At 71.2% G+C, this 20,373-nt stretch carries 15 protein-coding genes and 1 riboswitch; of the genes, 4 read left to right on the forward strand and 11 right to left on the reverse strand.

Going from position 1 to position 20,373, the window contains the following annotated elements; genetic code table 11:
* Positions 1-226: 226 nt before the first annotated feature.
* Entirely contained in the window at positions 227-2,818 is a 2,592-nt protein-coding gene (locus ABT025_RS29800) for a SpoIIE family protein phosphatase (RefSeq protein WP_351001150.1), read from the reverse strand.
* 618 nt (positions 2,819-3,436) lie between these two features.
* On the opposite strand from ABT025_RS29800, the gene ABT025_RS29805 reads away from it, so the two are divergent.
* On the forward strand, positions 3,437-4,762 hold the full coding sequence (locus tag ABT025_RS29805) for a geranylgeranyl reductase family protein (RefSeq protein WP_351001153.1): 1,326 nt from the start codon (positions 3,437-3,439) through the stop codon (positions 4,760-4,762).
* Between the two features lie 102 nt (positions 4,763-4,864).
* Here ABT025_RS29805 and ABT025_RS29810 read toward each other — a convergent pair whose 3' ends face one another.
* The gene (locus ABT025_RS29810; protein WP_351001156.1) at positions 4,865-5,578 is read right to left on the reverse strand and encodes a TetR/AcrR family transcriptional regulator; all 714 of its coding nucleotides are present in this window, start codon (positions 5,576-5,578) and stop codon (positions 4,865-4,867) included.
* A gap of 79 nt (positions 5,579-5,657) precedes the next feature.
* Here ABT025_RS29810 and ABT025_RS29815 point away from each other — a divergent pair, with 79 nt between their 5' ends.
* The gene (locus ABT025_RS29815) at positions 5,658-7,115 is read left to right on the forward strand and encodes a DHA2 family efflux MFS transporter permease subunit (RefSeq protein ID WP_351001159.1); all 1,458 of its coding nucleotides are present in this window, start codon (positions 5,658-5,660) and stop codon (positions 7,113-7,115) included.
* 375 nt (positions 7,116-7,490) lie between these two features.
* Here ABT025_RS29815 and ABT025_RS29820 read toward each other — a convergent pair whose 3' ends face one another.
* Positions 7,491-10,058: a SpoIIE family protein phosphatase gene (locus ABT025_RS29820; RefSeq protein WP_351001235.1), complete on the reverse strand. Its 2,568-nt coding sequence runs from the start codon at positions 10,056-10,058 to the stop codon at positions 7,491-7,493.
* Positions 10,059-10,156: 98 nt separating this feature from the next.
* Here ABT025_RS29820 and ABT025_RS29825 point away from each other — a divergent pair, with 98 nt between their 5' ends.
* Positions 10,157-10,327, forward strand: a complete 171-nt coding sequence (locus tag ABT025_RS29825; protein WP_351001160.1) for a hypothetical protein — start codon at positions 10,157-10,159, stop codon at positions 10,325-10,327.
* Positions 10,328-10,519: 192 nt separating this feature from the next.
* On the opposite strand, the gene ABT025_RS29830 is transcribed toward ABT025_RS29825, so the two are convergent.
* Positions 10,520-10,708, reverse strand: a complete 189-nt coding sequence (locus ABT025_RS29830; RefSeq protein ID WP_351001163.1) for an antitoxin — start codon at positions 10,706-10,708, stop codon at positions 10,520-10,522.
* A gap of 193 nt (positions 10,709-10,901) precedes the next feature.
* On the opposite strand from ABT025_RS29830, the gene ABT025_RS29835 reads away from it, so the two are divergent.
* Complete coding sequence (locus tag ABT025_RS29835; RefSeq protein WP_351001165.1) at positions 10,902-12,545, forward strand: GMC oxidoreductase; 1,644 nt, start codon at positions 10,902-10,904, stop codon at positions 12,543-12,545.
* Positions 12,546-12,641: 96 nt separating this feature from the next.
* Here ABT025_RS29835 and ABT025_RS29840 read toward each other — a convergent pair whose 3' ends face one another.
* From ABT025_RS29840 to ABT025_RS29870, 7 genes are all read right to left on the reverse strand, one after another.
* A complete protein-coding gene (locus ABT025_RS29840; RefSeq protein ID WP_351001168.1) occupies positions 12,642-13,121 on the reverse strand; it encodes a carboxymuconolactone decarboxylase family protein in 480 nt (159 codons plus the stop codon).
* Positions 13,118-14,197 (reverse strand): NAD(P)H-dependent amine dehydrogenase family protein, encoded by a 1,080-nt coding sequence (locus ABT025_RS29845; RefSeq protein WP_351001170.1) that lies wholly within the window; start codon positions 14,195-14,197, stop codon positions 13,118-13,120. The genes ABT025_RS29840 and ABT025_RS29845 overlap by 4 nt, the downstream gene beginning before the upstream one ends.
* A gap of 113 nt (positions 14,198-14,310) precedes the next feature.
* On the reverse strand, positions 14,311-15,804 hold the full coding sequence (locus tag ABT025_RS29850) for an FG-GAP repeat protein (RefSeq protein ID WP_351001172.1): 1,494 nt from the start codon (positions 15,802-15,804) through the stop codon (positions 14,311-14,313).
* 232 nt (positions 15,805-16,036) lie between these two features.
* Positions 16,037-16,915, reverse strand: a complete 879-nt coding sequence (locus tag ABT025_RS29855; protein ID WP_351001175.1) for a LysM peptidoglycan-binding domain-containing protein — start codon at positions 16,913-16,915, stop codon at positions 16,037-16,039.
* A gap of 3 nt (positions 16,916-16,918) precedes the next feature.
* A riboswitch (cyclic di-AMP (ydaO/yuaA leader) is annotated at positions 16,919-17,104 on the reverse strand.
* A 284-nt stretch (positions 17,105-17,388) separates the two neighbouring features.
* Positions 17,389-18,234 carry an ABC transporter ATP-binding protein gene (locus ABT025_RS29860; protein ID WP_351001178.1) on the reverse strand — a complete coding sequence of 282 codons (846 nt, stop codon included), beginning with the start codon at positions 18,232-18,234 and terminating at the stop codon, positions 17,389-17,391.
* A 7-nt stretch (positions 18,235-18,241) separates the two neighbouring features.
* A complete protein-coding gene (locus ABT025_RS29865) occupies positions 18,242-19,291 on the reverse strand; it encodes a FecCD family ABC transporter permease (protein ID WP_351001181.1) in 1,050 nt (349 codons plus the stop codon).
* A complete protein-coding gene (locus ABT025_RS29870; protein WP_351001184.1) occupies positions 19,288-20,367 on the reverse strand; it encodes a FecCD family ABC transporter permease in 1,080 nt (359 codons plus the stop codon). Before ABT025_RS29870 ends, ABT025_RS29865 begins: the two co-directional genes overlap by 4 nt.
* Between the last annotated feature and the right edge of the window lie 6 nt (positions 20,368-20,373).

Consider the following 20,373-nt stretch of genomic DNA (forward strand, 5'->3'; position numbering starts at 1 on the left):
TTCGAAGCACCGGTGAAGCCCGGCGTGAAGTTCCACGACCTGCTCGTCGTCTCACTCGGCGGCCAGGGCCAGTACGAACACGTCATCAACAACACCGGATCCCCCACGTCCGGTACGTCCACCGTCCCGTCGAACGTGGTGTCGTTCCCCTGACGCATCGCGTGAAGCGAACGAACACGTCGGGGCCCGGCAGTTGCTGCCGGGCCCCGGCCCGTCGTGCGTGCGACTACTCGGACGGCGGCCCGTCGAGCGCCTGCTCGGACCAGATGACCTTGCCGCGCTCGGTGTAGCGGGTGCCCCAGCGCTCGGCGAACTGGGCGACCAGGAACAGGCCACGTCCGCCCTCGTCCGTCGTCGCGGCATAGCGCAGGTGCGGGGAGGTGCTGCTGCAGTCCGACACCTCGCAGATCAGGGCCCGGTCGTACAGCAGCCGCACACTGATCGGCTCGGAGCCGTACCGGATCGCGTTGGTGACGAGCTCGCTCAGGATCAGTTCCGTGACGAAGCCCTCCTCGTCGAGGCCCTGCTCGGCGAGCCAGCGCATGGCCTCCTTGCGGACACCGCCGACGGCCGAGGGATCCGGGTCCACCTGCCACTCGACGCGGCGTGCCGGGTCCAGGGTGCGGGTGCGCGCGACGAGCAGGGCGACGTCGTCGCCCGGGCGGGTGGGCAGCAGGGCCTCCAGCACGTCGTCGCAGGTCTCCTCCGGTGTGCGGTCGCGGCCTTCCAGTGCGTTCCGCAGCTGCTCCACACCCTCGTCGACGTCCCGGTCGCGACGCTCCACCAAGCCGTCCGTGTACAGCACCAGACGGCTGCCCTCGGGCACCTCCAGCTCGGTCGCCTCGAAGGGCATGCCGCCGATCCCGAGCGGCAGACCGGCCGGGATCTCGGGGAACTCCACGGTGCCGTCCGGCAGGACGAGGGCGGGCCCGGGGTGACCGGCCCTGGCGACACAGACCCGCCCGGAGACCGCGTCGTAGATCGCGTACAGACAGGTGGCCCCGGTGATCGCCCCGCTGCCCGTCCCCTCCTCCTGGTCCATTCTGAGGACGAGTTCGTCGAGGTAGCCGAGGAGCTCGTCGGGCGGCAGGTCCAGCGTGGAGAAGTTGTGCACCGTGGTGCGCAGCCGGCCCATGGTGGCCGCGGCGTGCAGACCGTGCCCGACCACGTCGCCGACAACGAGCGCGACCCGGGCGCCGGACAACGGGATCACGTCGAACCAGTCCCCGCCCACCCCCGCCTGCGCCGGCAGATAGCGGTAGGCGACGTCCAGGGCGTTCTGCTCGGGCACACCGCTGGGGAGCAGGCTGCGCTGCAGGGTCACCGCCATCTCGTGCTCACGGGTGTAGCGCCGGGCGTTGTCGACGCTGACCGCCGCCCGGGCCACCAGCTCCTCGGCGAAGGACAGGTCCTCGGCGTCGAAGGGGGCCTCGTTCTGCGCGCGCCAGAAGTTGGCCATCCCGAGGATGACGCCGCGCGCGTGCAGTGGCACGGAGAGCAGCGAGTGGAATCCGTACGCCAGGATCCGCTCGGCCTGTTCCGGGTCGGGCAGGCGCCACTGCTGGGACGCGGTCAGGTCCGGCACCAGCCAGGTGTGTCCACTGCTGCTGCCGATGCCTTCGGCACTGGTGGGCACGAAGCCGATGACACGGCCCAGCGGGTAGAGCGGATGGTCCGGGCCGACGCCGCTCACGGCCGTGCGGCGCATGTCCATCACGTCTCCGGAGGGGGGCTCCGGTTCCTCTCCGCGCAGTACGGAGTCGGCGAGGTCGACCGTCACGCAGTCGGCGAATCCGGGCGCGGCGACCTCCGCCAACTCCTGCGCCGTCGTGGTGACGTCGAGTGTCGTCCCCAGGTGGGCCCCCGCCCGGTACAGGAGCAGCAGCCGCTCGCGCACGGTCTCCGCCCGGCCCATCACGGCCTGGAGCTCCGTGGCATCCCGGAGGGTGGCGACCATGCCGGGCGGGCCGCCGCGCTCGCCCGTGGGGCGGAGGTTGACGGCCAGCAGCCGGTTCCCGGCGGTCCGCACCTCGTCCGTGGCACCCCGCCCGGAGGACAGCAGCTCCGCCGTACGGGGGTCCAGCCCCAGGTCCGTCACGGCTCGGCCCTCGGCGTCGGTGGGCAGTTCCAGGAGCCGGCGGGCCTCGTCGTTGGCCAGGACCAGCCGGCCGTCGCCGCCGATGATGAGGACGCCCTCGCGGACCGCGTGCAGCACCGCGTCGTGGTGTTCGTACATCCGGGTCATCTCGGCCGGGCCGAGGCCGCGCGTCTGGCGGCCCAGGCGGCGGCTCACCAGAGCCGCGCCGCCCGCCGTGAGGGCGAGTGCGGCCACCGCGGCGCCCAGGGCGAGCGGGATGCTCGGATAGGCCAGCTTGTTCACGGTTTCGACCTTGATGCCGACGGAGACCAGCCCTGCGGCCGTGCCGTCGGGCCGCTGGACGGGCACCACCGAATTGACCGCGAGTCCGCGGCTGCCGGTGATCGTACGGGTGATGGGCTTGCCCTCCAGGGCCTCCTTGTACGGGCCGAGGATGTGCTTCCCGATCAGTGCGATGTCGGGGTGGGTGTAACGGATGCCGTTGGCGCCGGCCACGACGACGTACTCCACTCCGGTGCTCTGCCGGATCTCCTCGGCGCGGGGCTGCAGGAGGGTGGTCGGGTCCTTGCTGTCCAGGGCCGCCGCGATGCCGGGCGCGTGCGCGAAGGTCTCCGCGACACTCAGCGACCGGGCCCGGGCCACGTTCATCGAGTCGCGTCTGCCCAGCACCACCAGGGCGACGACGGCTGCCACGACGAGCAGCGTCACGATTCCCAGCATGAGGAAGAAGACCTGGCCGGCGACGGTGTGGACCCTGAAGAAGGAGCGCAGCCGACGGCCCGGTGAGGACCGCCCGGGATTCGGGCCGGAAGGCGCAGGCTCGTCACCGCCCGGGCGTCCGTCATCGTGCCGATGCGGCTGCCGGGCGGAGTGGTGAAACCGCGTCCGGAACCGACCTGTACCACCCACATATTCAGGTTTAACACGATTTGGCGGACCCGCCTGTTCGGGGCCGGCTGGGCCCAAGACCGCCGAACGTCCGCCGGACGTGTGAACGGCGCACCGCCAGGGCATATGACGGATTACCGACAGGAGGTGGTGTCAGTGGGCCGCATCAGGATCGTCCGACGTCCCCAGCTTCCGTCCCGGCCGTCGCCGCCGCTGGACCTGCGCACGCCCTCCGGGCGCCCGCTGCCGTACTGATTCACCGCTCAGCCGTTGCCCTCGGGGCCGCACTCCGTGCGGCCCCGAGGCGTGTCCGGGGCGCGTTCCCGGCGCGTTCCGGCGCAGGTGACGACGTGTCGACCGCCCCTGCCGCGGAGCGGCGCGAACCGGCAGGATGTCGGTGTACAGGTCGCCGTCCGCGGGCGGCGCAGGCCGTACCAGGAGAGGGTTCCCATGCGGGAAGCGCACGCAGACCGGTCCACCCCCGATGAGCACTCCGCCCCCGGCCCGGCCGAGGAGGCGGAGGTGATCGTGGTGGGTGCGGGGCCGGCCGGTTCGTCCGCCGCCTTCCATCTCGCCAGGGCGGGCGTCGATGTGCTGCTGCTGGAGAAGTCCGCGTTCCCCCGGGAGAAGGTGTGCGGCGACGGCCTCACCCCGCGCGCGGTGCACCAGCTCATCCGGATGGGCGTCGACATCAAGGCCTCCGGCTGGACGCGGTCACGCGGGATGCGCTGGGTGACCGGGGACCGGCAGGTGGAGATCGACTGGCCCGCGCTGGGCGGCTACCCGGACTTCGGCCTCACCCGCAGCCGGCACGATTTCGACGACATCCTGGCCCGGCACGCGGTCGCTGCCGGGGCCCGGCTGCGCACCGGCGTGAAGGTGACGGAGCCGGTGACCGACCGGACCGGCCGGGTCATCGGTGTCACCGCGCTGTCGGGAACGGCGGAGCCCGTGGTGCACCGCGCTCCGGTCGTCATCGCCGCCGACGGCGCGTCCGCGAGGCTCGCACTGGCGATGGGGCTGCAGCGGGACACGAAGCGGCAGATCGCCACGGCTGCCCGTCGCTACTACCGCAGTCCCGAGCGTTCCCGGGAGGAGTTCCTGGAGCTCTGGGCCGACCTCCGCTTTCCCCGAAGCGACCACTATCTGCCGGGGTACGGCTGGATCTTCCCGATGGGTGACGGCCGGGTCAACGTGGGACTCGGCGCGATCCCCCACCGCCGCCACGGCAAGGCCGACCTGCGGGCCACCCTGGACCGGTGGCTGGCCCGGACGCCGCAGGAGTGGGGGCTGCGCGAGGAGAACGCCGAGGGGCCCGTCCGCAGCGCCGCGCTGCCGCTGGGCTTCAACCGTCACCCGCTGTACACCAGAGGGCTTCTCCTGGTCGGCGACTCAGGGGGCATGATCAGCCCCTGGAACGGCGAGGGCATCGGCCAGGCGCTGGAGGCGGGAGAGGTGGCGGCCGAGGCGACGGCGCTCGCACTGGCCCTGCCGGCCGGCCCGCGGCGGGAGAGGGCGCTCCACCACTACCCGGTCGAGATGAACCGCCGCTGGGGCAGCTACTACCGGCTCGGCAACACGGCAGCCGACCTGGTCTTCAGCCGCTCGGGCTTCCAGCCCGTACTCAACCGCTACGTGATGGGCTCCCCGTTCCTGCTCAACACCCTGGCCCGACTGCTCACCAACCTCACGGACAAGCCCTCGCGCGATGTGATCGACCATGTCCTGAACACCGCGGTGCGTCTCGTCCCCGCTCCGGACGCCCGACGCCGCTGACCGCAACCCCCGGCACAGCACGCACCGGCGGAGCCCGGGGTACGGCGTACTCGCCGGGCCCCGCCACCCCGCCGCCGTTCTTCCGCGGCCTGTACGGGCGGCTCAGACGCCGACGTCACCGGTGCGCGCCTGCGCCGCCCGCCCAGGGGTGGCACCGGCGGACCGCTCCGTGCCGAAGGCGCGCAGAAAGGTGTCGACTCCGGCGGTGACCACCTCCGCCACGTCCACCGGGTCGAGCGGCCGGGTGCCCAGTGCGCTCATCCCCGGCAGCTCCTCGTAGACCAGTGCGATGAACTGGTTGGCTGCCCTGACCGGGTCCTCGACCCGCAGGTGGCCGGCGTTGGCCAGGCGCGCGAGCCGGCCCGCGAGCGCCTCGGTGAACTGATTGGGCCCACTGGCCCGCACCGCGTCGAAGAGGTCGGGGAAGCGCACGGACTCCGCGTACAGCAGCCGGCGCACGGACTCGGACTGCTCGTCGCAGTAGCAGTCGACGAGCTTCGTGGCGAGGTCCTCGAGACCCTCGCGCAGTGCGTCCGGGCCGGTCGGGAAAGCGGTGAGGACATCGAGGGTCTTGGCGTTGGCGCGGGCGGCGGTCTCCGTCATCACATACCGGAACAGCTTCTCCTTCGACCCCAGGTGGTTGTAGATCGTCGGTTTGGACACCCCGGCCTCGGCCGCGATCACGTCCAGGCTCGCCTGTGCGTATCCGACCTGCGCGAAGACCCGCAGGGCGGCCTCCACGATCGCCCGGCGCTTGTCCAGTCGCCCTCGGCCCGCCGGCCCGCCGGCCGTCTGTTCGTTCTCGCCAACGCTCATGCGCCCATGCTACCGTGCCAGCCACCTAATTTAACTACCCAGTAAAACCTTATGGATTGACCAGTCAAAGGGAGCTGCCGTGGCTGTAACAAAAGCGGCGGGGGGCGAGCCTGCCCGGCTCGACGCCGCCCTGCTCACGCTCGTCGGCGTCATGGTGCTCGGCGGGATGATGTCCTACCTGGACGCGACGATCGTCAACGTCGGAATCAGCACGCTGGGCGGCGAGTTCCACGCGACCCTGGCCACCATCGAGTGGGTCACCACCGGCTATCTGCTCGCGGTCGCCCTGGCGATTCCGCCGGCCGGCTGGGCAGTGGTCCGTTTCGGCGCCAAGCGCATGTGGCTGGTGGGCCTGTCGGTCTTCCTGATCGGCTCGACGCTGTGCGCCTTCGCCCCGAACACGGAGAGCCTGATCGCCTTCCGCGTCGTCCAGGGATTCGGCGGCGGCATGGTCGACCCGATCATGATGACCGTCGTCGCAGGCGCCGCGGGACCCGCCAGGGTCGGCCGGGTCATGGGCCTGGTCTCCGTACCGATCACGCTGGGCCCGGTGCTCGGCCCCCTCATCGGAGGCCTGCTGCTGGACAACTTCTCCTGGGAGTGGATGTTCCTGGTCAACATCCCCTTCGCGCTCGCCGCGATCGTGCTGGCGATCCGGGTGCTGCCGGCCGACCCACCGCCGAGCGGCGACCCCGTCCCGTTCGACGCCCTGGGTGGCGCCCTGCTCTCCCCAGGCTTCGCCGCGATCGTCTTCGCCCTGTCCCGGGCAGGCAGCGACGGTTTCGGCAGTACCGAGGTGATCACCGGGCTGGCCGTCGGCGTCGCCCTGTTCGCCGCGTACGCCGTGCACGCGCTGCGCACCACCGTCACCCCGCTGCTCGATCTGCGGCTGTTCAGCAGCAAGGGCTTCAGCGCCGGCGTGACCACGATGTTCCTGCTCGGCGGCGGTCTCTTCTCGCTGCTCTTCCTGCTGCCGCTGTACTACCAGCAGGTGCACGGCCACAGCGTCCTCGAATCCGGTCTGCTGCTCGCCCCGCTGGGCCTCGGCACCCTGATCGGCATGCCGGTCGCGGGCAACCTCGCGGACAGGGCCGGGGCACGCCGGCTGGTGCCCGCCGGGGCCCTTCTCATCGGGGCCGGCGCCCTGGTCTTCACCGGGTCCGGCCCCGGCACCTCACAGGTCGCGCTGACCGCGGCGCAGTTCGCCGCCGGCTTCGGCATGGGCCTGGTGGGCGCGCCCACGATGGGCTCGGTCTACAGGACGGTGCCGGGCGACGCGGTCGCGGGGGCCACCGGCGCGGTGTTCATCCTCAACCAGATCGGTGCCTCGCTCGGCATCGCGGTGGTGGCGCTGATCCTGCAGGGCGGCGGCTCGTACACGACTCCCACCGCAGACACCTTCGCCCATGCCTTCTGGTGGCCGGTCGCCGCGGCCGTCGTGGTCTTCGTCGCGGGTCTGCTGCTGCCCGGCAGACCCGGGCCCGAACCGGCCGTGGGCGCAGCGGCCGGGGCGGAGCCGGCCGCCGACCACGCCTGAGCCACCCGTCCCGCCACGGATGCGCCCGGACGGTCACGCCCTGGCCGCCACCGCCGACGACGGCGTAACCACGCTCTGGAACCTGAGCGCCGAGCCCGCCATTACCCGAAGGTGCCGCAACAGCCGGCGTCGTACCCCGTGACCGCAATAGCTGTACAGGGAAGCCAATCACGCGGACCGCTCCCCCCTTAACGGAGTTGGCACTGGCGCGGACGAACTCGTCGAACCTTGGGCACCCGTTCACCGATCCCGCGTCCACTGCGAGCGCAGGGGCGCGCTTCCAGGCGGATCCACCTGGGGATCCGACTCCGGAATTCGTCGTTCCGGGCCGGTCAAGGAGTTCGCAAGTCGTCCGCCGGGCGGGCGCCGTCGCCCTCAGGGGTTGGTAAGGGCACCGTCGTCAGGGGTGGCCCACCGGGCGGCAAGAAGCAGGGCGATGTCGTCGGGGCGGTCCGCGGCCTGCCTGGCCCGGCCGATCACGTGGTCCGCCGTTTCGGCCAGGGAGGCCGGGCCGAATCCGGCGATCGTGCTGCGCAGCCGCTCGACGCCCACGTCGATGTCCGTACCCGACTCCTCGACCATGCCGTCGGTGTACAGCGCGAGCATCGCTCCAGGGGCGAGGTGCAGTTCGGTGACGGGGTAGGACGCTTCGGCGTCGATACCGAGCACGATGCCGCCCGGCAGGTCCATGACCTCGGCCGTGCCGTCGGGGCGGCGCAGGACGGGCTGCGGATGACCGGCCCGCACGGCAAGTGTGAGGCCGGTGGCCGGGTCCAGGACGATGTAGCAACAGCTCGCGAACTGACCGGGATCGAGATCGATGAGCAGCCGGTTGGTGCCGCTCACCACCTCCTGCGGATCGTGTCCGCTGAGCGCGAAGGCCCGCACTGCGCTGCGCAGTTGGCCCATGGTCGCCGCGGCCGCGACACCATGTCCCTGTACGTCCCCGATGACCAGGGCGAGCTTCCCGCCGGTCTCGATGACGTCGTACCAGTCGCCGCCGACGTCCATGCCCTGGGTGCCGGCGAGGTAGCGGCCGGCGGTGTCGACGCCCTCCACGACGACGGGCAGCCCGTGCGGAAGCAGGACGTCCTGCAGTCCGCGGGCCAGGGCGGCCTCGGTGTCGTACCGCTGGGCTCGTTGAAGTGCCTGCCCGATGAGGCCGGCGAGGGCCGTCAGGACCGTGCGCTCCTCCGGGCTGAAGCCGCGCGGCTGGTCGAAGCCGAGGATGCAGGAGCCGACGTGCCGTCCGGAGGCGATCAGGGGCAGGAAGGCCCGCGCGCCGACATCGGTCTCCATGGGGATTCCGGGGTACGCGGCGGCCAGTCGCTGCATGGATTCGAAGAAGATGGGGCGCCCGGTGGTCAGTGTCTCCACGCCGGGAATGCGGGCGTCCAGGGCTACGCCGTCGAACCGGTCCAGGAAGCCGTGGGGGAAGCCGGTCTCCCACTCCAGGTAGAGGTGGTTCTCCTTCAGCAGGTAGATCGCCAGCTGGCGGCCGCCGAAGGCGGGGAGCAGTTCCTCGGTGACGACGGCGGACACCTGCCGGGCGGTGACGGCCTCGGTGAGGGCGATGGCCAGCGCGACCGGCCGGTAGAGCGCGGCGGAGCGGTCGGCCGGCGAGCCGAGGCCCAGCCCGGGCGAGACGACGGACCCCGGCGCGTAGATGGGCTGCTCGGTGGGGGTGAGCACGGCGGTCAGGCCGTCATGACCGGGATACAGGGAAACGGAGAGCCAGGGCGGAGGGGTTCGCCGGGCCAGGAAGTGGACCGGGGCGTCGGAGAGCATCGCGGCGCGGTAGTGGTCCTCGTAGGCGGGGTTCGCGAACCACGGCAGGGCCTCCCAGAGCACCCGTCCGACCAGCTCCGACCGGGGACTGCCGAGGATCTCCTCGGCCAGGCCGTTGATGTAGGTGATCCGGGCGAAGCGGTCGAGGGAGAAGATGCCGCGCGGCAGCCGGTCGGCAGCCTCGGCGACGACCGGGCCGATGCCCAGGTCCACCAGGAAGCCGGTCAGGTGGGGGGCCGCGCCGGTGACCCCGCCCTTGTCCCGGCGGCCGGAGACCTCCAGCAGATGCGAGCGTCCGTCGGGACCGCGCAGCCGCATGCGGCGGACGACCGGTCCGCCCGAGGCCGCCGCCCGGCGGGCCAGGGCCCACAGCCCGTACACGTCCTCCGGTGCCAGCCGTGCCGCCAGCGCGTCGATGGTTCCGGGGAACGCCTCCTGCTCGGTGCCGAGGATGGCGCACAGCTCGTCGTCCGCCTCGACCGCTCCGCTGTCGAGGTCCCAGTCGAAGCGGCCGATCCGTACGGGGGGTGAACTGCCCGCCGGAAGCTGTACGGGAAGCGGCTCCTCGTCCCAATCCACCGCCGTCCCCGCGGACTGCAGGCCGGCCAGCGCGGAGCCGAGCCCTTCGGCGGTGCTCCGCAGCCTGCGCAGGTCGGCGGTCTCCACCGGCTTGTCGGGGGTCGCCGCGCGCAGCACGACCAGGACCCCGACCGGCTTGCCGCCGCTCACGACCGGCATGTACAGGGAGCCGAAGGGGAACGGCAGTCCCGCCATCAGCTGCGGGAAGCGGCGCATCGCCTCCTCCGCGTCGGCGAGGTGCACGGCCTGGCCGGACCGGAACGCCTCGGCGACCGGGAACGGCCGGTTCACATGCATCCGCCACCAGGGGCGGAACAGCGGCCCGGGCAGTCCTGCCAGCACCGCGAGCCGCAGGAGACCGGGGGTGGGGGAGCGCAGGTAGACGCCGCCGGCTTGTCCACCGGTGGATTCGATCGCGTTCACGACAGCCTGGGCGAGCGCCAGCGACAGTTCGTCCGGCGCCCGGCCGGTCCCGAATCTCCCGGACACACCGCCACCCTCACTGAGCGGCTTACGCCGGACCGCGCCGTACCAGGTCACACAGTCAGCATGCTCCCCGGCCGCCGTGCCGCGCACTTCGGAGCGTGCGAGACGGTGGCCGAAATGCACCCTTCGTACTTGTATGCAACTCTGAAGTCGGCCCATCGTCCGACATCCGCACAGGAGGCACGATCATGGGCAAGAAGCAGAGCCGGCAGAACCGCGGCGCCCGCAGCGGAGGTCACGAGCACTCCGCGACCACGGAGGCCAAGGAGCAGACGAGCGCGGCACCCGCGCCCGACGCGGTGAAGGCGATCTCCGAGCAGGTCTCCCACAAGCGCGAACGGAAGTTCGGCCACAACTGAGCTCTCTCGGCACCCCGGCGCCACCGCGTGGCGACATGAGGAGCGGCAGTCACCGTGAGGACGGCGGCTGCCGCTCCTTCGTACGGCCGCTGCCGCACTTTCGTCACATCACCACTCCCCGATCGACGCGCAGGCCCTCCGCCCGAACGGGTGGAGGTCCTGCGCGAGTGGCCGGGCAAAGGGTGCGGCGCGCTATCGCCCGTCGGAGGGCGGCCGGCGGTCACCGAGCTGGTCATTGAGCTTCTGCTGGGCGGAATCGACCTGGCCGCTGTACTTGTCGCCCGTCTTCTTGTCGACGAAGTCGCCACCCTTCTCGACTCCCTTGCGGGCCTGGTCAGGATGCCCCTTGATCAGGTCCTTGATCTTGTCGAGCATGCTCATGACTTCCTCCTCATGGAACGCTGGCCCTCCCAGCATCCATGCGATACCCCGGCGCCGCACGCCGGGGCGACACCCCATCCCCGTCGGCGGCAGACGGCCGGGGGCCGGGCAAATTACCCATAGGTATGTAGTGACTTCTCACGCCACGGCCAGTAGAACTCGTTCCCATTCGATCGAGAGTGAGGAACGTCACATGACGGATTCGAGCTTACCCCACAAGGGATCGAGCGGTGTCTCACGTCGCAGGTTCATGGCTAGAACAGGTTTCATACTGGGGGCCGCCGCGCTCTCCGGTCACGCCACCGCCGCCCAGGCACGTACCACCGGCGCAGCCGCCGTGATCGGCAGCGGGGACCATGTCCCCGTTCTGGTGATCGGCACCGGGTACGGAGGTTCCGTCGCGGCCCTGCGGCTCGCGCGCGCAGGGGTCCACGTCCACATGGTCGAGATGGGAATGGCCTGGGACACTCCGGGGGCGGACGGCAAGATCTTCGCCAACACGACAAAGCCCGACGGCCGTTCGTACTGGCTGCGCACGAAGAGCAAGCAGCCCCTCAGCAACTTCCTCGGGTTCCCCATCGACAGGGCGATCCCCCGCTACACCGGCATCCTGGACGCCGAGGACTTCAGCGGCATCACGGTGTACCAGGGACGCGGCGTCGGTGGCGGGTCCCTGGTCAACGGCGGCATGGCGGTGACGCCCAGACGCGAGAACTTCGGTGCCGTACTCCCGTCCGTCAACGCCGACGAGATGTACTCCACCTACTACCCGCGCGCCAACGCCGGGCTGGGGGTCGGCACCGTCGACCCGGCATGGTTCGACAGCGTGGACTGCTACCAGTACGCCCGGGTCGGCCGCAAGCACGCCCAGCGCTCCGGTTTCCCGTTCGTCTTCGTGCCCGATGTGTACGACTGGGACTACATGGAACAGGAGGCGGCGGGCACGGTACCGAAGTCGGCCCTGGACGGTGAGATCCTCTACGGCAACAACTACGGCAAGAAGTCACTGCAGAAGACCTACCTCGCCCAGGCCACGGCGACGGGCAACGTCACCATCTCGCCGCTGCACCAGGTGACTTCGGTCGCTCCGGCGTCGGGCGGCGGCTATACGGCCGTCATCGACGAACTCCGCACCGACGGGAGCGTCGCGACCACCAAGACGGTCATCGCGGACAAGGTGTTCTTCGCCGCGGGCAGTGTCGGCACGAGCAAGCTGCTGACCCGGCTGAAGGCCACGGGAGCGCTGTCCGGTCTGAACGACGAGATCGGCAAGGGCTGGGGCGACAACGGCAACGTCATGTGCGGCCGCGCCAATCACGTGTGGGACGCGACCGGCGCGGTCCAGTCGAGCATTCCGTGCGGCGGCATCGACAACTGGGCCGCCGGGGGCGCGTTCGCCGAGGTCGCACCGCTGCCGACCGGGATCGAGACGTTCGCCTCGTTCTATCTGTCGATCACGAAGAACCCGAACCGCGCCCAGTTCTCCTGGAACGCCGCCACGGGCAAGGTCGACCTGAACTGGCAGACCGCCTGGAAGCAGCCCTCCATCGACATGGCGAAGACGATCTTCGACAAGATCAACGCCAGGGAGGGGACGATCTACCGGACCGACCTCTTCGGCGTCTACAAGATCTGGGGCGACCACCTCACCTACCACCCGCTCGGCGGCGCGGTCCTCGACAGGGCCACCGACAACTACGGCCGTCTGCACGGCTACACGGGCCTGTACGTCATCGACGGCTCGCTGATCCCCGGCAACACCAGCGTCAATCCGTTCGTCACCATCACGGCGCTCGCCGAACGGAACATCGAGAAGATCATCGCCACGGACCTGTGACAGCGGGTCAGAACGGGCGGGACTTCCAGTAGGAGGCGACGGGCAGGCCTCCTACTGGACACGCGCGCTGCCGGGCCTGCCCCGCGGAATGCCCGTTCAGTGCCCCGGCAGCACGCACACGGCGTCGAGACCCAGCACATGGTTGAGCCGGCCGAACGCAAGCCATGAGCCGATGCTCATGCTCAGTTCGACGATCTCGTGCTGGCTGTAGTGCGCGGTCATCCGGGTCCAGAACGCGTCGTCCAGGCCGTGATGGTCCAGGGCGTACCGCTCGGCGTACTCGGCCGCCAGCCGGGTCCGGTCGTCGAAGGCATCGGTGCCGCGCCAGTCGCTCACCGCACCGGCGAACTCCTCCTCGACCTTCCGGCCGTCGCGCTCGGTGCGCCAGTCCAGGCAGAAGAGGCAGCCGTTGATCTGCGCGATGCGCAGCCTCGCCGCCTCGAACTCGCGGAGCCCGAGCGTCGTGTGCTGGTACACCGACAGCGAGAAGTTCGCGGCGGCCATGCCGATGCCGGGGACCATGTCGCCCCATACGTAGCCGATCGGTTCCTGGCCCTCGGGGATGTCGATGATCATGGCTGCTTCCTTCCGAGTCGGCCGGCTGCGGGACGCAGGGGTACGTCGAGGGCGTCGTAGAGTCCGGGGTCCGCTTCCACCAGCCAGTCGATGGCGTTCACCAGCCGGCCGACCGCGGTGGCGTTGCCGCCCGCGGACCGGTTCTCGCCCTCGTCCGTGGCCTCGACGGTGACCTCGATGCGCGGGCGCCCCTCGATGATCACCCGGTGGGCGCCGGCACCGTCCGGCGGCGACGGCCAGTCCGGGGCGCACGACGGATGGATGCGGGTGATGTGCTCGATGACGATGCGGGGCTCGCCCTCGACGATGCCCTGGACCTCGAAGCGGACCGCGCCCTGGGTGCCGGCCGCGAACTCGCCCATGGTCCTGGTCGTGACGGTGGTTTCGAGCGGCCGCCGGGCCATGGTCTCGCGGATGTCGTCGAGCTCCACGCCCAGGGCCCTGGCCATCAGGCGTATCTGCCCGCCCCACACCATGGTCGGCACGGAGGACGCGAGCATGAGCGGCTCGTACTCCATGGGATGACCCATGCCGATCAGGTGGCGGACGGAATCGGGCTGGTCGTAGGTGGAGTAGTCGAAGATCTCCTGGCAGCGGATCACGTCCACCGTGGTGCCGAGTCCGCTGATCAGCAGGGGCAGTACGTCATTGCCCCAGCCGGGATCGACGCCGGAGACGAAGAGTGATCCGCCACCGCCGGCGACGGCGGCGAGCACCGGTTCACGCAGTTCGGGCGGGGCACCGCGCTGGTCGTAGAGCGCGTACAGCGCCGGGGTGACGACGACGGCTCCCCCGGCCACCGCCCTGGTGATGTCGGCCAGCGCCTCGTCGGGGCGGATGTCGCCGGAGGCCGCGTAGACGACGGCCCGGGGAGCGGTGGCCAGCACCGCGTCGATGTCGTCGGTCGCGGCGACGCCCAGATCGCGGTCGAGGCCGGCGAGGGCGCCGGCGTCGCGGCCCACCTTGCCGGGGTCGTGGACGAGTACGTGCGCGAGTTTCAGGGCCGGATGGGACTCGACCGCGCGGATGGCCGCGCGGCCGACATTGCCGGTACCCCAGACCACCGTGGAAATCATGCGGCGGAGGGTAGCGCGCGGGATGAAAGGTTCATAGTGGCATCGCGCACCGGGTTGGACGGGTCCCGGGACAGGCCCGTCGGGCACGCCCCGGTCGGCTCCGCCGGGTGTCGCTACTCGTCGATCGTGGCCCCGTATCCGGCGCCCGTCTCCGGGCCGCCGAACGGCCGGGCGTCGAACGTCCACGAGCCGGAGGCCGTCACGCCGCCCGTACCGGCAGAGAACACCCAGGCGACGCCGTTGCCGGCGTTCTCTCCGGGCGCGGCGGACAGCAGGCCGAACCGCCCGTCCTTGTCGGGATCGGTCAGCCGCACCTGACCGCCCCAGCGGTCGCCCTTCTCGGGCGCGCCCGGCACGTTCGCCGAGTCCTGGTCCCATGAGGCGGCGCGGGTGGCGGTCAGTCCGCCGGCCGCACCCCGCAGCACCCACACGGCGCCCGCGTCGGCGACCGTACCGATGTCCTCGCCTGGGGCGCCGACCGCCACGTCCGCGTACCCGTCGCCGTCGGTGTCCGCCACGGAGAGGTCGGCGCCCCACCCGTCGCCGGCCTCCGCGGCTCCGGGGACGCCCGCGGTGTCCTGCGTCCACCACACGGGCGGGGTGCCAGGGCCCTCGGAACCGACGGGTCCGTCGCCCAGGCTGCCGTAGTACACACCGACCACACCGCCGGTCATCGAGTCGCCGCCGTCGTCGGGGCTGCCGGGCTCCCCGGTGACGAGGTCGTCGTAGCCGTCGTTGTCGATGTCACCGGAGGCGACGGCGGGGCCCCCGCGCAGATCGTGGTCGTACCGGAGTCCCTGGACCTCGCCGAGGAAGAGCGCGGACCAGCCGTGCCCCGGTTCCCCGCCGACGGTGACGCCGGAGATGACGAGGTCGGCGAGACCGTTGCCGTCGTAGTCGCCGGTCGTCATGGCCCGGGGCACGATCTCCCGCCCCGGGGTGCCGGGGATGAGGCTGCTGCGTGCTGCGGGCGCCGGCGACGCGGGCATGCGCCGGGCCGCAGCGTCGTATTGGTAGAGGCTGAGGTCGGTGCGGTCGGTCACGGCCAGCTGGTCGCCGGGGATGTCGGGGCTGAAGTGTGCCGCGGCGAGCGCGCTGCCGAACCTGGCACCGGCGGCGGGCTCCTCGGCCTGCAGCCAGTCGCTGTCCACGCCGGAGAGCCCCTTGGCGGAGCCCCAGAGGACGACGACGCCGCCGGCGTCGGTCACCGGTTCGAGGTTCTCGCCGGGGAGGCCGACGACCGCGTCGTCGTACCCGTCCCCGTCCAGGTCGCCCGAGGCCAGGGCGCGGCCGAAGCCGTCCCCCGCCTCGGCGGCGCCCGGCACCCCGGTGGTGTTCTGGCTGAGGACGGCGCCCCGGGTGGTACCGATGCCGCCCGGCCCGCCGTACTGCACGGTCACATAGCCCGCGCCCTTCTTGCCGCCGATGGTCCCGCCGGGCGCGCCGATGAGCACGTCCTCGTAGCCGTCGCCGTTGAAATCGGAGTTGCGGTCGTCCGCGTGTGTTCCGCCGGGGGTGCCGGCGTGGGCGGAGGGCGCGACGGCGGCGGCCCCTGCCATCAGGAGAAATGAGGCCGCGACAACGACGGCCGGACGGTGGGCGCGCACGAGCGGCTCCTCGGTTCAAGGATGACCGGGCGAGGGCCTGCCGGACCGCGATCTGCCCCCAGGCCCCTGATCCGGGGGACGCCGGAAGGAGCCCGTTGTCCTCCCGGCGCCCTGTTGGACAGGCTCTGCGGCACAAGGGTTGTACGGCATCGCGAAAGGGGTGGAGGGGAGCAGTTCAGCTCCCTTCCACCCCTGTTCACGGTTCCGCCCGGAGGCGGGGGACCGCAGTGGCTCAGTAGGCCCCGAAGACGTTGTCGATCGAGCCGTACGTGGCGGCCGCGTAGTTGCACGCGGCGGTGATGTTGGCGACGGGGTCCAGGATGTCCAGCGAGGTGCCGGGCACGTGGTAGGCGTCGAACGTGGGCTGGATGACCTGGAGGAGGCCCTTGGACGGGGTGCCGGCGGCGGCGTTCGAGTCCCAGTTGTTGACGATCTGGGGGTTGCCCGAGGACTCGCGCATGATGTTGCGGTGGATGCTGTCGTAGCTGCCGGGAATGCCGTTCTCGGCCATGACGGCGAGGGACTCCTTGATCCAGCCGTCGAGGTCGTCGGTGTACGCCGTCGCGGTCTGCGCGGGGGTGGTCGCGGCGGTCTCCACGGCGACGGGCGTCGCCGTCCGCTGGGAACGGTCGGCGCGGTCGGTGCTCTCGGCCCGGTCGGCCGACGGCTGCGAGGCGCTGCCGGAAGTGTTCTCCGCCTTGAACTCGCTCTTGGTCGCGGCCTCGGGGGCTGCGGCCGCGGACTTGGCGCCGATGGTCAGCTTCAGGCCCGGGTGAATGAGGTCGGGGTTGCCGCCCACCACACTCCGGTTGTCCTGGTAGAGACGCTCCCAGCCGCCACTGAGGGAATGCCCTCGGGCGATCTTGGAAAGCGAATCACCGGAGACCACTGAATAGGTGGTGGATTCGGTCTTCTGTGCGGCAATTTCCTTGCCGGTCACGGAAGTCGGGGCTGCGGCCTTTTCCGCGACGACTGCCTGAGCGGGGGAGGCAGAAGCCGATCCGGCCGCGATCAGGGGGAGTGCGAGGACGACTCCTCCTGCGCTCACGGCGATGAAACCGCGGGTCAGGGAAGTGGACTTGGAACGACGGTGCTGACCCTTGAAGGGCATGGCGCTTTTCCTCTCCGCCGCCTGCGAGGTGAGCTGTCGGGTTCGGACTGGAGATGTCCGGCCGCACATGGCGACTTCACCCCTAGCCGCTCCGGATTCCGGACCGGCGGCAAACCTGGGTCCCCCGCTCCTGCCGCACGTGATGTGGTCGGGTTACCGGACGGCGGCAGGATTCGGCGTTCCATCCGGATTGACGGTGACCGTAAGCGAGAAAGGGCAGGCGAAACAAGCCCGGAATTCCTGATCACAATTGATTCGCAAGATCAATCAAAGGAAATATGGGACGCCGGTCACATGCGAGCGGGTCAACTTTCTTGGCGCGACAGGGAACCGAAGCCTCCGGCCGCGCGTCCGGGACGGGAAACGTGACGCTGGCCACTGCGCCCGAAAGGGGTGATTTGCCGGATATTCAAGAGGTGTGCCCCATGGAAAAGCGACCCCGCCAGGCATTCTCGACAGTTCCGAAGAATCGCTCAATTAGGACAATAAGGGGCAGGTATCGGCTGTGCGGCCACGCCGGTCCGGCTGCGCGCCACCACGACCGGTGAGCCGTCTCCCGGGGCGCGGAGGATGTCCGCGTCGAGCGCGTACAGCTCCTTCACCAGGGCCTCGTCGACCGTCTCGCGGGGGGCACCCCGAGCGATGACCCGGCCGCCCTTCATCGCGACGAGCAGATCGGCGTAACGGGCCGCGGCGGCGAGGTCGTGCTGGACCATGACGACGGTACGGCCGGTGGCCGCGACCTCGCGGACGAGTTCCAGGACCTCGACGGCATGCCCGAGATCGAGGGCACTGGTGGGTTCGTCGAGCAGGACGACCGGGGTCTGCTGGGCGAGGACCATCGCGAGCCAGCAGCGCTGGCGCTGGCCGCCGGACAGCCGGTCGATGCGCTCGCCGGCCAGTGCGGTGGTGCCGGTGGCGTCGAGTGCGTCGCGTACCGCCTGCTCGTCCTCGCGCGACCACTGGCGCAGCAGCCCCTGGTGCGGGCTGCGGCCGTAGCGGACCAGACCGGCCACGGTGACCGCCTCGGGGGCGCGCGGCGACTGCGGCAGCAGGGCGACATGGTGGGCGGCCCTGCGCCGGCCGGTCTGCCAGATGTCCGTCCCGCCGATCAGTACCGTGCCGGACTCCGGCCGGTGGAGCCGGGCGACGGTGCGCAGCAGGGTCGACTTCCCGCAGCCGTTGGGACCCACGATCGCGACGACCTGTCCGGCGGGGACGGTGAGGCCGACGTTCTCGACGACGGGGCGGCCCGGGTATCCGGCGTGCAGGCCACGGACTTCGAGGCCCGCCTTCGTACCGGTCGGATTCTCGGTCATGTGCGGTTCACGCCTTTCCGGCGGCCGGGTCCGGCCGCAGCAGTACCCACAGGAGGAAGGGGCCGCCGAGGACGCTGGTGACGACCCCGACGGGAAGTTCGACCGGAGCGGCGACGCGTCCGATCGCGTCGGCCGCTGCGATCAGGGCTGCCCCGGTCAGCGCCGAGCCGGTGACCGGCACCCGGGTGGGGCCGGTCAGCCGCTGCGCGAGGATCGGCGCCGCCAGTGCCACGAAGGCGATGGGGCCGCCGACCCCGACGGCCGTACCCGCCAGAAGTACCGCGAGGACGAGAGCGACGGTACGCACCCGACGCAGATCGACTCCGAGAGAACTCGCCACCTCATCGCCGAAGCGCAGCAGTTGGAGGCGGTGCCCGGCCGCCAGCGAGAGCGGGACGAGGAGGAGCAGGGCCACGGCAAGCGGCATACCGGCATCCCAGTCACGCCCGTTGAGGCTGCCGACGGCCCAGAGGAACACTCCGCCCGCCGTGTTGTCGTTCTCGCGCGACATGATCAGATCGCTCACCGCGCCGATGAACGTGGAGACGCCGATCCCCGCCACCAGCAGCCGGTAGCCGGCGCTGCCCGCTCCCCCGGCGCACAGGACGACCAGGACCGCGGCGGCTACGGCACCGAGCGGCCCGAGCCACCAGTTGCCGACCATGCCGGTGGCGGACCCCGCGGCGGCCGCGACCACGGCGGCGGTGGCGCCCTCGTTGACCCCGACGAGGTCCGGCGTGGCGAGGCGGTTGCCGGCCAGGGTCTGGGTGAGACAGCCCGCGATGCCGAGCGCGGCACCGACCAGCAGCCCGGTGAGGATACGGGGAAGCCGGAACTCCCGCACGATCATGACGGTGCCTGCATCGCCGGTTCCGAGCAGTCCCGAAAGGGTCTCCGACAGGCTCATTCCGGTCGAACTCGCCATTACCGCAAGAGTGATGAGGACTGCCAGCAGCGGAAGGAGTACCGCGGCGGCGAGCGCGCTGCGCCTCGGCAGGAGCCAGGACAGCGTTCCGGTGCGGAGCACGACGCTGTCGGGAGGGGTCACGTCCGTCACGCCGGGACCCCCGCGGACAAGCGGGAGGAGCGGGCGATCCACACGAGCAGGGGGCCGCCGACGAAGGCGAGCAGCACACTGACCGGGGTCTCCCAGGGGCGGATCACGATCCGGGCGAGAATGTCCGCGACGATCATGATGTCGGCCGCGATCAGGGCGGACAGGACGAGCCCCGCGGTCATCCGCGCTCCGGCCAGCGCCCGGGCGGCGTAGGGGGCGAAGAGTCCGAGGAACGCGATGGGCCCGGCCACGGCGACGGCGCATCCGGCGAGCAGCGAGACGGCCCCGGCGACGACGAGGCGGATCCGGCCGGGGTGGTGGCCGAGCGAGCGGGCACCGTCGTCCCCCAGCCCGAGCGCCGCCAGCGGGCGGGAGCAGCCGAGCGCGGTGAGCAGGCCCACCGCGATCAGGGGCAGCAAGGGCAGCAGGTCGGAGATCTCGATGCCCGCGAGCGAGCCGATCGTCCAGTAGCGGTAGGTGTCGAAGGTGGACTGAGTACCCAGCAGAACGTAAGAGGTGAGGCCGTGGAAGGTGGCGCCCAGCGCCGATCCGGCCAGGACGAGCCGCAGCGGGGAGCCGCCGCCGCGTCCCGAAGCGGCGAACAGGAGGACTGCCGCGCTGGCGACCATGCCTCCGGCCAGGGCCCACACCAGCAACGAGGCGGGCGAGTCCGCGCCGAAGTAGGTCAGTCCCAGCACCACGGCGAAGGCGGCCCCCGAGTTGACGCCGAGGAGTCCCGTCTCGGCGAGGGGGTTGCGGGTGGCGGCCTGCAGGAGGCACCCGGCCGTCCCCAGGCACGCCCCCACCAGGACCGCGGCGAGCGTGCGCGGCAGGCGCACGTCCACGACGGCGAGGCGCAGTTGAGCATCAGCGCGGGCAGCCGGATCGCCGACGAGATAGTCCCAGGCGCCTCCCGCCGAACTGGACCCGGTGCCGATGAGCAGGGACAGCAGGACGAGGGCCGGCAGCAGGAGTACGAGACCTGCGGCCGACCACGCGGCCGCACGTCCCTCCCGTGGCGGGGTTTCGGTGGGGCGGGCTTCGGTTTCGGGCCGTCCCCCTTGCGCGATCGACATATGGTT

The organism is Streptomyces sp. NPDC002809 (genome assembly GCF_040295435.1).
Lineage (GTDB): Bacteria > Actinomycetota > Actinomycetes > Streptomycetales > Streptomycetaceae > Streptomyces.

Bases quoted from the DNA above. Each gene is read 5' to 3' on its own strand.
- ABT025_RS29855 (WP_351001175.1), bottom strand. From the start codon at position 16,915: ATGCCCTTCAAGGGTCAGCACCGTCGTTCCAAGTCCACTTCCCTGACC.
- ABT025_RS29860 (WP_351001178.1), bottom strand. From the start codon at position 18,234: ATGACCGAGAATCCGACCGGTACGAAGGCGGGCCTCGAAGTCCGTGGC.
- ABT025_RS29835 (WP_351001165.1), top strand. From the start codon at position 10,902: ATGACGGATTCGAGCTTACCCCACAAGGGATCGAGCGGTGTCTCACGT.
- ABT025_RS29870 (WP_351001184.1), bottom strand. From the start codon at position 20,367: ATGTCGATCGCGCAAGGGGGACGGCCCGAAACCGAAGCCCGCCCCACC.
- ABT025_RS29830 (WP_351001163.1), bottom strand. From the start codon at position 10,708: ATGAGCATGCTCGACAAGATCAAGGACCTGATCAAGGGGCATCCTGAC.
- ABT025_RS29825 (WP_351001160.1), top strand. From the start codon at position 10,157: ATGGGCAAGAAGCAGAGCCGGCAGAACCGCGGCGCCCGCAGCGGAGGT.
- ABT025_RS29845 (WP_351001170.1), bottom strand. From the start codon at position 14,197: ATGATTTCCACGGTGGTCTGGGGTACCGGCAATGTCGGCCGCGCGGCC.
- ABT025_RS29840 (WP_351001168.1), bottom strand. From the start codon at position 13,121: ATGATCATCGACATCCCCGAGGGCCAGGAACCGATCGGCTACGTATGG.
- ABT025_RS29810 (WP_351001156.1), bottom strand. From the start codon at position 5,578: ATGAGCGTTGGCGAGAACGAACAGACGGCCGGCGGGCCGGCGGGCCGA.
- ABT025_RS29805 (WP_351001153.1), top strand. From the start codon at position 3,437: ATGCGGGAAGCGCACGCAGACCGGTCCACCCCCGATGAGCACTCCGCC.
- ABT025_RS29800 (WP_351001150.1), bottom strand. From the start codon at position 2,818: ATGCTGGGAATCGTGACGCTGCTCGTCGTGGCAGCCGTCGTCGCCCTG.